We start from the raw sequence: 13,514 nt of genomic DNA, 5'->3' as shown, positions 1-13,514 counted from the left end.
TCTCTTAATAAATAATTGCCCTCACAACACTTAAAATGTAAAATAGTTTTACTAATTAAGTATAGTAGGCCATAAATGAACAACATAAGAAATTTTGCAATAATAGCGCATATAGACCACGGTAAGTCAACGCTTGCTGACCGTTTAATAGAGAAATGTAACGGCCTTGAAGCAAGAGAAATGATCAATCAAATACTCGATTCAATGGATATAGAGCGTGAACGTGGCATTACAATTAAAGCACAGACGGTAAAACTCAATTATACGGCAAACGACGGTAATCAATATTGCCTAAATCTCATGGACACCCCAGGTCACGTTGATTTTTCTTATGAGGTAAGTCGAAGCTTAGCTGCATGTGAAGGTTCACTTTTAGTGGTAGATAGTAGCCAGGGTGTTGAAGCTCAGACTCTTGCAAATGTATATAAAGCTATTGACAACAATCATGAAATAATAGTTGTACTCAATAAAGTTGATCTCCCTGCTGCAGATCCAGAAAAGGTAAAACTCCAGGTTGAGGAAGTAATTGGCATTGACGCAAGTGAGTCAGTTTTAATATCAGCCAAGACTGGTCTTGGAATAAGGGATGTATTAGAAGCTATAGTGACAAAACTTCCAGCTCCTCAAGGTGATGTGAATGCTCCACTACAGGCAATTTTAGTTGATAGTTGGTATGACACTTATTTGGGAGTAGTAATTTTAGTACGAATTAAAAATGGAGTGCTAAAAAAGGGCATGAAGATTGTTATGATGTCTAATAACTCTACATACCAAGTGGACAATATCGGTATTTTTACTCCTAAAAAAGTAATGACAGGTGAACTCTCAGCAGGTGAAGTTGGTTTTATCACTGCTTCAATGAAGGAAGTTGCAGACTGTAGAGTGGGAGACACTATTACTGAAGAGAAAAGACCGTGCAGCAAGGCATTGCCTGGTTTTAAAGAAGTGCACCCTGTGGTATTTTGTAGTATTTTTCCTAATAAAACGGACGACTTTAAATATTTAAGAGAAGCACTGGAAAAATTACATTTGAATGATGCAAGTTTTACTTTTGAAGCAGAAACTTCAAATGCGCTAGGCTATGGATTTCGTTGTGGTTTTTTGGGAATGTTGCATCTTGAAGTTATTCAAGAAAGGCTCGAGAGAGAATTTGATTTAGATCTAACAGCAACTGCACCGAGTGTTATATATAAGGTTACAACGCAAGGTGGTGAAGTTCTGAGCATTCATAATCCTAGTGACATGCCAGATCCAACAAAGATTGAAATGGTAGAAGAGCCGTGGATTACTGCAACTATAATGGTCCCTGACCAATATTTAGGTGAGATTATATCATTATGTGAAGAGAGGAGGGGAGAACAGGAAGATTTATCTTACATTGGTAACACAACAACAGCATTGTTAAGATATAAGTTACCACTGTCTGAAGTTGTTTTTGACTTTTATGATCGATTAAAATCAATTTCCAAGGGGTATGCAAGTTTGGATTGGGAAATTTCCAGCTATCTGGTAAGCCAAATAGATAAATTAAGCCTTTTAATTAATGGAGAGCCCGTAGATGCACTGGCTTGTATCGCTCACAAAAGCAGAGCAGAAAAAAGGGGGCGTGAAATATGCGCACGCTTGAAGGATCTAATACCACGTCAGCAATATAAAATCGCGATTCAAGCGGCAGTGGGCGGGAAAATTATTGCCAGAGAAACGATTAATCCATATAGAAAAGATGTAACAGCTAAACTCTATGGTGGAGATGTAACGCGAAGAATGAAACTACTTGAAAAGCAAAAGAAGGGTAAAAAAAGGTTGCATTCTATAGGGAACGTAAATATTCCACAGAATGCTTTTATTCAAGCTTTGAAGATAAGTGATTGATCTTAAAAGACTTCTTGTATAGTTTTTGGCAACAACCGTTAGAAACGAAAAAACTTACTTGACAAACTCCGCCAGCCCCCTTATCATGGTACTGGAGGTATTCAGTTATCTTCATCTGTGCAGATTAAACAGCAAGAAAACAACGTATTGGCGTCTTATTTTTAATTTTTTGCACTATGTGCACCTTATGTCTTCACAACATTTCTGGGTTTTTACCTATATAAGCTGAAACGCGCTTATAAGTCGTTTAAGACAGTATAGTACGCCAATTTGCAGGATTAGAGAGTGACAACTAGCTAACACGGGGTTTCTTTTGCCTTTTTTTCTGCTTAGTAAATTTCTTAACGTTTACAATTTTGTTATAAAAGTAGCTAAATTGGAGCGTTGAGAGTAAAAAACGCCAATTTATAAAGTTAATATAGATAATTAGCCAACCATGGGGTTCCTTTTGCCTTTTTTTTCGTTTGGTAAATTTCTCAAACATTTATGGCTAAAGTAATTTAGGTTCACCGACAACCGTCATCCCGCTACGTGTTAGCGGCTAAGAGATACCGTGAATAAATCACGGTATGACGTAGGATTGCTGTCATCCCGCTGCTTGTTAGCGGTATCTAGAGATACCGCGGCGGTATGACGGTTCGTGGCGGTATGACGGTTCGCGGTGGCATCTCGTCATCCCGCTACTTGTTAGCGGGATCTATGCTAAGAGATACCGCGAATGAATCGCGGTATGACGAGGGAGAACAGTTGCTACTTGTTAGCGCCGCGGCGGTATGACGGTTCGTGGCGGTATTACGGTTAAGCAATTCGTCATCCCGCTACGTGTTAGCGGGATCTAGAGATACCGCGGCGGTATGACATAGGACTGCTGTCATTCAGCGCGTGACGCTGGAATCTAGAAAAAAGAAAACGGATCCCAGTGTCTGGGCACTGGGATGACATCGTTTACTATGTGATATCGTGCCATATTACAATGTTCGTGCAGTTGTGTGTCAACTACTTTTGTGGCACCGTTTGTTATTCAATCTTTATGCTAGCTTTACTAAAAATTATAGTATTTTAGGTATAATTGCAATATCTAAATTTAAGGTATAGGGATGAACCCTAGGAAAGTTTTTAATATTCTTTTTATAGTATTATTTATTTCTTTTTCTCATGTTGGGAGTGCTGCCGCTGACACTAATGCTGATACAACTGCTCAAGTAATATGTAATATTATTGGCTACGTTTGGGGAATAGGTGGACCGCTTATGACCGTAGTGATAATAGGTGCAGCTTTGCTTGCGATATTTGGTAGAATGCCATGGCCAGCTCTTTTTGCACTCGGTATATTTTGTGCTGTATTTTTCGGTGCTAAAACTATTGTGACAAAAGTAATGGGTGGTATAGGTGGAAATACTTCTTTGATGGACCAATGTGGAGTGGACAAACAGAAATAAATTCCGATAACATTTTGCCAGTAAATTGCTTTTATATATTGTATTAGAAGTTAAAAATTATTTTTTTTCTAAAACAGACCTGATGCACGGCTTCAACTATATCTTCCACTTGTGGTAATGCTTTTTTTTCTAGATTTGCAGCGTAAGGTAAGGGGATGTCCTTGCCAGTTACGCGCATAACTGGAGCATCAAGGTAGTCAAATCCTTGTTCCATAACAACGGCTGACAGCTCTGCTCCTATTCCTGCAAATGGCCATCCTTCTTCTACACTAACTAACCTATTAGTCTTCTGAATAGAGTTAATAACAGTTTGAGTGTCAAGTGGTCTTAAGGTTCTGAGGTCAATAACTTCAGCTTCTATACCTTCACCTGAAAGTAAATCTGCTGCGTTTAAAGCATCCATTAATTTCAGTGAGAAAGCAGTGATAGTTACATCCTTTCCTTCCCGTATAACAGCAGCCTTGCCTATCTCAAGTAGATAATCTTTATTTGACAGCTCAGAGTCAGAAACTTCATGTTCATGTCCGTAAGCTATTTCGTTTTCTAGAAATATTACCGGACTCAGGTCACGAATTGCAGCTTTAAGCAGACCTCTGCAATCGGAGGCAAAGTAAGGTGCTATCACTTTTAATCCCGGTATATGCGAATACCAAGATGCAAAGCATTGAGAGTGTTGTGCAGCAACTCTTGCTGCAGCACCATTTGGCCCACGAAATACTATGGGGCATCCAAGTTGTCCACCTGACATATAATTTGTTTTTGCTGCAGAATTCACGATTTGGTCGATAGCCTGCATAGAAAAATTAAAAGTCATAAATTCGACAATTGGCTTTAATCCAGCGAATGCTGCTCCAACAGCAAGGCCAGCAAATCCATGTTCGGTAATAGGCGTATCAACCACTCTATTTTCTCCAAACTCTTTCAGTAATCCTTTTGTTACTTTATAGGCACCATCATACTCTGCAACTTCTTCACCGATGATCAACACGTCAGGGTCGTTTTGCATTTCTTCTCTGATCGCTGTGCATAAAGCTTCTCTTACACTTAAGGTTGCCATTTATAAACTTTTATAGACTTTAACTAAAGTAACTATATCAGAATTACTAGGAAGCGTACAAATTAAGTTTTACAAACTGACCTTACCCAGATGATATGAATAAGTATTACTTGGTTGAAAGCAAGAGAAGATAATAACTTCTCAGAGTGGATAGGTGGCAGTTCTTTTGAGGCACTGTCTGCTCTTACATGGAGTGTAGGAAGAAGACCTCGTGACCCAGATTCTGCCACCGATGAGGCTCAGTCACCTTTTGATAGCCTGAAGATGGCTTTATGTTTCCTGTTTCTTTTTTCCTTTTCCTCTATAAATATATTGTTTTTATATTCAGTTTAAATATTTCACTAATTCTTTTTATCGTCATTGTTTTTTCATCAACTGCTTTGAGAACTCGTTCTCTGAGGTCTTCACTATATGGGCTTGGCATTTTTCATCTCTTTAATATGCCATTATAACCTATTCTATCCTTCAGGTAAACCTTTCTTGGGTTAGCTATAGCAGTGGGAATAGCAGTTGGAGCTTATTGTCTGGTTGCTGCTGCAATCATATACTATTGTAATAGACCTTCAAATTCACTTGAAAATAGCAAGGGTCTAAGGGTTTTCTGGAAACCATGAACAACCTACTCTGTAAAATTCACAAGACCTATTAAAATATTTTTTTACTTTTCATCGTATATTTCTCAACATATTATCTTTAAATACTAAAATAATTAACAATATGGCATTATTAATAGTTGAATCACCTGCGAAAGCAAAGACAATAGGCAAATATTTAAGTAAAGAGTTCAAAGTAGCTGCATCCTTTGGACATGTGAGGGATCTTCCAGCAAAAAACGGTTCTGTCGATCCGGATAATGATTTTGCTATAAAGTATGAAACCATTAAAAAAGCAGAAAAGTATATAAAAGAGTTAGTAAAAGCAGCGAGTAAAGCATCAGATATATATCTTGCAACAGACCCAGACAGAGAAGGGGAAGCAATGGCTTGGCATGTGATAGAGACATTAAAAGAAAAGAAAGCAATCAGTAATGAAAACAACATTTATAGAGTAGTCTTTAATGAGATAACAAAGAGCGCAGTTCAAGAAGCAATAAAGAATCCACGTGAAATTAATATGGACTTAGTGCGCGCACAGCAAACACGCAGAGCTTTGGATTATCTAGTTGGATTTAGCTTGTCACCGCTGCTGTGGACAAAATTGTCGGGAAGCAAATCTGCGGGGCGAGTTCAATCTGTTGCATTAAAGCTTATATGCGAACGAGAAGATGAAATCAGTAAGTTTATAACACAGGAGTATTGGAGCATAAAGGCAGAAATGCAAAATAGCAAAGATGAGGCTTTTTTTGCTATGCTGAGTCACTATGACAATAAGAAGATAGAAAAATTTGATATTAAAAATGAAGAAGAAGCAAAGAACTTAGTCAGGGAGATTGAATCAAGGCAATATGCTGTAAGCACAGTAGAACGCAAGCAAGTTAAGAGAAATCCGCTTCCTCCATTTATTACCTCTACTCTACAGCAAGATGCAGTGAATAAGCTGTATTTTAATGTGAAAAATGTTATGCGCATAGCGCAAAATTTATATGAAGGTATCGATATTGGTGGTGAAACTGTAGGGTTGATAACTTACATGCGTACAGATGGGTTTCATATTGCAGATGAGGCTATAAACTCAATTAGAGGGTCAATTAAGTCGTTATATGGTGATAAATATTTACCACAGTCTCCTCGTAAATATGTAAAAAAGGTCAAAAATGCTCAAGAAGCACATGAAGCAATTCGTCCAACTGATATCAATAGAACGCCGGGTAGTATTAAGGATTACTTAACGCCAGAGCAATTTAAATTGTACGATTTAATCTGGAAAAGAACCATTGCAAGTCAAATGGAATCGGCGATTCTTGATCAAGTGGTAGTTGAAATTAGTTCTACTGATCAGAAAGTGATTCTGCGAGCAAGTGGATCAAGTATATTCTTTGATGGTTTTTATAAAGTCTATCAAGATAACATGGAAGCCGAAAATGAAGGCCTGCTACCTGCCATGAAGGAAGGGGAAGCATGTAAGCTGATTTCAGTTGAGCCAAAACAGCATTTCACTCAACCGCCACCTCGTTATAGTGAAGCAAGTATCGTTAAAAAAATGGAGGAAATCGGTATAGGCCGTCCATCAACTTATGCGACAATTATTTCGGTATTGCAGGATCGTGAGTATGTTACACTGGATAATAAAAGATTTATTCCAAGCAGTCGTGGTAAGATCGTTACCATATTTTTAGAAACTTTTTTTCAGCGTTGTGTAGAGTATGATTTCACAGCACAAATGGAAGAAAAGCTTGATTTAATCTCAAATGGACATGCAGATTGGAAAAAAGAATTGAGCCACTTTTGGGTGCCATTTTTTGGTCATGTAAATTCTGTCAAGCAAATGACACATGATGAAGTTTTCAGCGGCATTCACGATTTGGTAGTTAATTGGTTTTGTTCAGAGGAAGGAAAAGAAGAAATAGGTAAGAAATGCCCTGCTTGCTCTGATGGTATATTAAAATTGAACTTTGGGCGAGCAGGAGTGTTCCTTGGATGCTCTAACTATCCTGAATGCAACCATACAAAAGAAATTACAGGTAGTAATGACAATTTAGAATATCCAAAAAGTTTAGGTGTAGATGATATAACAGGCCAAGAGGTAGTAATTAAAAAAGGTCCTTTTGGGCTTTACCTTGAGTTTAATAGTGAGTCCAAAAAGAAAAAAACAGTTTCCATACCAAAGGATCTAAATGTTAATGATATTGATCTGAATACCGCTACTCAGTTACTTTCCTTGCCAAAAGTAATCGGAGAACACCCTGAGACCGGAAAGGAAATAAAAATAGGCCTTGGACGATTTGGGTACTATATTTTTTATGATGGTAGATATTTTTCTCTTAAAAAAAGCTCTAAAGAGGTGCTGAATACAGAATTGAGCGAAGCTGTACAAATTATTGCAAACAGTCCACGCAAAGAGTTAAAATCTCTCGGGGTTAATGAAAAAGGAAAAGAAGTTTTCATCTGCAACGGTAGGTACGGATTCTATATAAAATGCGATAGAACAAACGTTGCTTTGGGTAAGAATGCAGATATTGAAAGCATAGATTTGAAGAAGGCTTTAGAGTTGATTAAGGGTAAGAAATAGACTTCTTGCATAACCATATGCTCTTTATTGTCATTCCAGCGCGCGACGCTGGAATCTAGAAAAAAAGAACCTGGATGCCAGTGTCTGGGCACTTGCATGACACCCTTTCTGGTAGAGGTTGCTCTCAAATCACAACGTGCATACAACTGCAGCGGCATGATGTTTTATTTATTATAGCTATAACACTGAAGTTTACAATCAGAACAAACCACTTGGCCACGTGGAACTGACTTCAGCTTGTCCGTTGAAACTTGATTTGAGCAGAATATACATTTTATTGTGTTGCTTGGAGTAAGTGAGTTGTCAACAGTAATTCTATCATCAAAAACAAAACACTCACCTTCCCAATTACCATTTTTATTATAAGTTTTTTCAAGGTAAGAAAGAATGCCGCCTTTCAGGTGGTATACATTGTTAAATCCAAGATTTTTCATGTACGCTGTTGATTTTTCGCATCTAATCCCACCAGTGCAGTACATAGCTACTTTCAGGTCTTTACTCTCAGAGAAAGACTTTGCCCACTCAGGAAAATCGCGAAAACGCTGAGTATGTGGATTGATTGCATTTTTAAACTTGCCTAATTTCACTTCATACTCATTTCGTGTATCTATTACTAAAACGTCAGGTTGAGAAGTAAAATCATCCCAATGCTCTGGATCAACATATTTACCCTTAAGGGAAATATCAAGATTGCCTACACCAAGATTCACAATCTCTCTTTTTAATTTTACCTTCATCTTGCTAAATGGTTGATATTCTGCTGCACTCTCTTTCCATGTAAGGTCCCTTAGCCTATAATCAGAACGTAGAAAATCGAATATTTTATCAATCGCGTTTCTTTCACCAGATACGGTTGCATTAATACCCTCTTCTGCAAGGAGTATAGTACCCTTTAATTCAATGTTGTCGCATGCAGTTTTTATTTCGTCTTTCATGTCATAATAATTAGAGAGTTCTACAAAGTGATAGAAAGTTGCAATGACGAAGCTCATGATTATTCACTTATCAACTAAAAACATGATATACAAAATTATAAAGATATTCAATAGTACGGCTGTTAATTACTGGATATCTTCAGTTTTTACATATAACATTTTAATATCAAATATAGATACAAATTAATGTTTTTGAGAGTATTTAAAAATATATTCTTATTTTTAGTAAGTATATTATTCGTCTGTCCTATACTATCGTTAATATCGATTCTATTTACAGAATCAGCAAATTCTGGATGGGTAATCAGCACACTTTTCCCTGAATATATACTGAGTACGCTAATTTTGATGATAGGAGTGGGGGGGATATCCTTCATATTTGGAGTGATTCCAGCATGGCTCACCACATTTTTTTCATTTCCTGGAAGTAAAATTTTTGAGATTGCTTTGTTCTTTCCGATATCGATTCCTGGATATATAGTAGCGTTCGTCTATGTAAATACACTAGAATTTTCAGGTCCGGTGCAGAGCTCATTAAGAGACATTTTAGAGTGGAGCAAAGGTGACTATTGGTTTCCTGAAATAAAATCCCTAGGTGGTGGAATATTAGTAATGGGATTTAGTTTATATCCATACGTTTATATGCTAGTCCGCTCAAGTCTAAAGAATGTTAGTAACTCAGTCACTATTGCGTCAACACTTGGGTTCTCCTCATTACAGAGCCTGTTTTCTGTCATCATACCTTCCATACGTCCATCAATTATAGCTGGGTTGTCCTTGGTACTAATGGAGGTAATTACGGATTTCGGCACACCACAGTTTCTTGCTATCGATACTTTTACGACAGGAATATATCGCACCTGGTTTTTACTGCATGATAAATATTCAACTACTGTTTTAGCAGTTGCAGAATTGATTTTCGTTGCAACACTAATAGCTATCGAAAAGAAACTACAAAAAAAAGGAATATCTTACTCTTCAATCAACGCTAATGCAGATTATCACAACAAACGGAGTGTAAGTGGCACTATACCATTGATCTTTGCTTATCTTATGTGTGTATTGCCGATATTAATAGGTTTTATTTTGCCAATGATTCCGCTCATATATTGGAGCATAGAGAAGGGGTTTTTCATATACGAAGCAAGGTTCTATAATATAATAGCAAATAGCGTTAGTTTATCATTTATCACCGCATTAATCTCAATTAGCATTGCAATAATGATTGGATATACGGCGCGTAAAAGTAAGGTAATCAATAATGTAGCACGTCTCATTTCTTTAGGCTACGCAATTCCAAATGCAATTATCGCAATTAGCATAATAATATTTTTAAGCAGAATATCTTCTTTCATTACTCAATATATTGTGGAAATTAGCTTGGTAGGAACTATTGGCGCATTAGTTTACTCATATTTATTTCGTTTTTTTGCTATATCTTTCAAGGCGGTAGAATCAGGGCTCAAAAAAACACCAAATGAAATTGAGTGGACTGCATATACCATGGGTCATGGGCCTATTTCCACATGTTTGAATGTTCATATCCCTCTCATCAAGAAGAGTATATTATCGGGATTTTTGCTCGTATTTATGGATACTATCAAGGAGCTCACAGCAACACTCATTATAAGACCATTTAGTTTTGAAACTATATCAACTAGAATATATGAACTTGTAAGCGATGAGCGCTATAGAGAAGCTGCCCCATTTTCGTTGATAATAGTTATAATAGGCTTAATCTCTACAATAACCTTATTTACACTTGATGATAAGGATAAAAAATAAACGTAACCGTTCACAGATTTCCACTTAATTCTTCAATCTCACTAATAGAAAGGCCAGTAAACTTGACAATAGTGTTGACATCAACATTATTAGCCAGCATTGCTTTTGCGACTTCAATTTTCCCTTCAATTTTCCCTTCAATTTTCCCTTCAATTTTCCCTTCAATTTTCCCTTCAATTTTCCCTTCAATTTTTCCTTTCTCTATACCTTTTTGTATACCTTTCTCTTCAGCAAGATCAAGTCTGTATTCAAGAATGGCTTCTTCTTTCCGTAGATCCATTATTCTTTCTTCGTAAGCTACTAAATCTTTTTCGTTCCAACGAAACTTGTCTAATTCATCATATGCTAGCTTTATTATTGGCGCTTTTTCTGCAATTTTCTTTAGATCTTCATCTGTCGTTTCTTCAGCATATTTAAAGAAAAATAGCCAACGATCTACTATGCTTTCTAGCTGTTCTACTTTGCTTTTTGTAAATTTAGGTAACTCAATAAAGACAAATTGAAAATCTTTTAAGTAATGGCCGTTGGTTTTTATATCACGTATATTATGAGTAGAGATATAACCAACTTCTTCAGGAAGTAAGTTACAATTGGAAATAGCAATAAAGAAGACTTTCTTTAAATCAATGTAGTTGCCAGATTTATCTAATTGTCTTGAGTAGGCTTTAGCGGCATATAATTGAGCGCGTTTTTCGAAGCCCTTGTCTCTAGCGAGCTGCATTTCTGCTATATATCTATTTCCATGAGAATCCTTGCAGAGAACATCAACAATACTTTGTTTATCAGAGGCAACTTCGGGATCCATAATAGTGCTAAGAAACTCAACTTCTTGTATTGCATTTATCTCAGTAAACCCTAAAATATCGTTCAAAAAGTGGATCAGGATATTCTTATTTTTTTCCGTTCCAAAGATTTTTTTGAAACACAAATCATTGCGAGGATCGAGAAATTTTGAAAGAGCCATGGCAAAAATGCTTGAAAATATTAATAATTATACACTATTATTAACAATTATTCAACCATATTTTTGAAGATAGCTATAGCTATGCTGCCGCGGTATCTCTTAGCATAGATCCCGCTAACAAGTAGCGGGATGACGAGGATGCCGCCGCGGCGCTAACTAGTAGCGGAATGACGGTTTTTCAAATTGTCGGTAAATCTAAGTCAGTTTAGCTATAGGCAGCAATTTTCTGTATTTATTTTAAATTGAAGAAAGCTCAAATGAAAGATCATGTTTTGCTAAAAATCACAGAATGCAGTCTGGTTACAAATAAACTATTTTGATAGTTAATGGGGTCTAGTTTTGACGTATGGACTATCCAAAGAAAAGGGTGGTATCATAACCTCAAAAATTTTTATGCTTTCTTCATTCAGAAATTCATACTTACCCTGCATTATTCCTGACGGTGCATTTAAGTATGTTCCACTTGTGTATTTAAATACCTCTCCAGATTTTATCACAGGTTGTTCTCCGATAACACCAACTCCGGCAATTTCATTTATTTTTCCCTTATAATCTATTATTTGCCAATGACGACTTAATAATTGAATAGTTGATTGGCTTTTGTTTTTTATCTTAACGTTATACATCCATATATAGCAATTTTCATAAGGAATGGATTGCTCTTCAATATAAATTGGTAAAACTATAACTTCAACAAAGTTGGTAGTTAGTGTGTACTCTATCATTATAGAATATTCATGATAAAAAGATAGTATTTTAATTATATACTTTTTTCATAGATTTTTCAAGTATACTTTAATTAGGAAATATCAATTTATAGTATGAACGAACCAGATGCGCTTAGCAAAAAAGTAATAGGAATAATAGGTGGTGGACAATTAGGTAAAATGACTGCTATCGCTGCAACAAAACTTGGACAAAAAACACATGTTTTTGCCAGTGCTAAGGACGATCCGGCTTGCTCTGTTGCTGATGATTTCACAATAGCAGATTTCTCTGATAAGAAAGCGCTTGAATCTTTTGCACAGAGTGTGGATTTGGTCACTATTGAGTCTGAAAATATTCCATGTAGTGCAATTGATATCGATGTAAATTTTTATCCGGGTAAAAAAGCGTTACACATTGCGCAAAATAGGCTTAGAGAGAAAGATTTCATTAGAAGCTTGAGTATAAAAACTGCTGAATACAAAAGTATACAAAATTATAATGAGCTACTGAAAAGCAGTAGAACTTTTGGCTATCCAACAAGGCTGAAAACAACAGAAATGGGTTACGATGGAAAAGGGCAATATGTGCTTGAGAATGATTCTGAAGTGAAGCAATTTGCTTCCTTTGATTGGAATACAGAGTACATTCTTGAAGCAAGTGTTGATTTACTGAAAGAGGTTTCAATAGTCATTGCAAGAGATAAAAACGGTAAAGTAGCTTTTTTTCCTATAGCAGAAAATTACCACGTTGATGGAATACTTGATATTTCAACAGTGCCAGCTAAAATAGATAGCAAATTAACTCAAGAGGTACAACGAGCTGCAAAGAAAATAGCAAATGCGCTCGATGTAATAGGAATTCTGGCTATTGAATTTTTTGTTACTAAAGATAACGAATTGTTAGTTAATGAACTAGCTCCAAGACCTCACAATTCTTGCCACTGGAGCTTGGATGCATGTAACGTTAGTCAATTTGAACAGCTGGTTAGGATAATATGCGGGCTACCTATGCAGGAAGTAGTATTACGCTTTCCTTGTATGACGAAAAATATAATAGGTAACGATATATATGATTCTCATAAGTATTTGAGCAACGAAAAAGCTAGTTTAACCATATATGGAAAAAAAGAGGTTAGAGATAAGCGTAAAATGGGACATGTCAATATAGATTTAAGTTAATAGTTTTTCTACGTCATTCTGCCACAACTGTACGAACATTGTGATATGATGAGATGTTACATAGTAAACGGTGTCACTCTAGCACGTATTTGTACGAACATTGTTATTTGAGCACACCAGGAAGGATGTCATTCAAGTAGCTCCTTTCTCGTCATCCCGCTACGTGTTAGCGGGATCTCATTTCACTTTATGAGGGTGTCATCCAAGTAGCTGACACTGGTTTCCATCCAAGTAGCCCCTCTTGTCATCCCAGTGTCAAGCACTTGGATCCAAGATTGGATACTGAGTTGGTGAGTATAAAAGTGTTGTGTTATGGCTAACGCTGACTCTACGTCATACCGTCACGGTATCTCTAGATCCCGCTAACACGTAGCGGGATGACGGTTGTCAAGGTTTCATCCCAGTGTC

General features: G+C 36.6%; 11 protein-coding genes. 5 read left to right on the top strand and 6 right to left on the bottom strand.

Annotation, left to right across the window (positions count from 1 at the left end):
* The first annotated feature begins 75 nt into the window (after positions 1–75).
* Positions 76–1,872, top strand: coding sequence for a translation elongation factor 4 (gene lepA, locus ABWU23_RS00835; RefSeq protein WP_265045113.1), 1,797 nt, complete (start codon positions 76–78; stop codon positions 1,870–1,872).
* On the opposite strand, the gene ABWU23_RS00830 is transcribed toward lepA, so the two are convergent.
* Positions 1,844–1,987, bottom strand: a complete 144-nt coding sequence (locus ABWU23_RS00830) for a hypothetical protein (protein ID WP_353270635.1) — start codon at positions 1,985–1,987, stop codon at positions 1,844–1,846. The genes lepA and ABWU23_RS00830 overlap by 29 nt on opposite strands.
* A 982-nt stretch (positions 1,988–2,969) precedes the next feature.
* On the opposite strand from ABWU23_RS00830, the gene ABWU23_RS00825 reads away from it, so the two are divergent.
* A complete protein-coding gene (locus ABWU23_RS00825) occupies positions 2,970–3,311 on the top strand; it encodes a TrbC/VirB2 family protein (RefSeq protein ID WP_253309185.1) in 342 nt (113 codons plus the stop codon).
* A 43-nt stretch (positions 3,312–3,354) separates the two neighbouring features.
* Here the strand turns inward: ABWU23_RS00825 and ABWU23_RS00820 are convergent, their stop codons facing one another.
* Both ABWU23_RS00820 and ABWU23_RS00815 read right to left on the bottom strand, forming a co-directional pair.
* Entirely contained in the window at positions 3,355–4,368 is a 1,014-nt protein-coding gene (locus ABWU23_RS00820) for a pyruvate dehydrogenase complex E1 component subunit beta (RefSeq protein WP_253309186.1), read from the bottom strand.
* A 301-nt stretch (positions 4,369–4,669) separates the two neighbouring features.
* Positions 4,670–4,792 (bottom strand): hypothetical protein, encoded by a 123-nt coding sequence (locus tag ABWU23_RS00815; protein WP_264687946.1) that lies wholly within the window; start codon positions 4,790–4,792, stop codon positions 4,670–4,672.
* A gap of 293 nt (positions 4,793–5,085) precedes the next feature.
* On the opposite strand from ABWU23_RS00815, the gene topA reads away from it, so the two are divergent.
* Complete coding sequence (gene topA / locus ABWU23_RS00810; protein ID WP_353270634.1) at positions 5,086–7,536, top strand: type I DNA topoisomerase; 2,451 nt, start codon at positions 5,086–5,088, stop codon at positions 7,534–7,536.
* Positions 7,537–7,700: 164 nt separating this feature from the next.
* Here the strand turns inward: topA and ABWU23_RS00805 are convergent, their stop codons facing one another.
* Positions 7,701–8,528 (bottom strand): rhodanese-related sulfurtransferase, encoded by an 828-nt coding sequence (locus tag ABWU23_RS00805; protein ID WP_265017441.1) that lies wholly within the window; start codon positions 8,526–8,528, stop codon positions 7,701–7,703.
* A 129-nt stretch (positions 8,529–8,657) separates the two neighbouring features.
* Between ABWU23_RS00805 and ABWU23_RS00800 the strand changes: the two genes are divergently transcribed.
* The gene (locus ABWU23_RS00800) at positions 8,658–10,256 is read left to right on the top strand and encodes an ABC transporter permease (RefSeq protein WP_264687949.1); all 1,599 of its coding nucleotides are present in this window, start codon (positions 8,658–8,660) and stop codon (positions 10,254–10,256) included.
* Between the two features lie 10 nt (positions 10,257–10,266).
* Here the strand turns inward: ABWU23_RS00800 and ABWU23_RS00795 are convergent, their stop codons facing one another.
* Positions 10,267–11,220 (bottom strand): Rpn family recombination-promoting nuclease/putative transposase, encoded by a 954-nt coding sequence (locus tag ABWU23_RS00795; RefSeq protein ID WP_353270633.1) that lies wholly within the window; start codon positions 11,218–11,220, stop codon positions 10,267–10,269.
* A gap of 323 nt (positions 11,221–11,543) precedes the next feature.
* Complete coding sequence (apaG, locus tag ABWU23_RS00790) at positions 11,544–11,945, bottom strand: Co2+/Mg2+ efflux protein ApaG (protein ID WP_353270632.1); 402 nt, start codon at positions 11,943–11,945, stop codon at positions 11,544–11,546.
* A 96-nt stretch (positions 11,946–12,041) separates the two neighbouring features.
* Between apaG and ABWU23_RS00785 the strand changes: the two genes are divergently transcribed.
* Positions 12,042–13,106, top strand: coding sequence for a 5-(carboxyamino)imidazole ribonucleotide synthase (locus ABWU23_RS00785; protein ID WP_353270631.1), 1,065 nt, complete (start codon positions 12,042–12,044; stop codon positions 13,104–13,106).
* The last annotated feature ends 408 nt before the right edge of the window (positions 13,107–13,514 follow it).

Origin of the sequence: Wolbachia endosymbiont (group A) of Hedychridium roseum (assembly GCF_964028325.1) — a bacterium.
Classification (GTDB): domain Bacteria; phylum Pseudomonadota; class Alphaproteobacteria; order Rickettsiales; family Anaplasmataceae; genus Wolbachia.
Note: the sequence above shows the minus strand (reverse complement) of the source record. Positions and strands in the feature narration are given on the sequence as shown.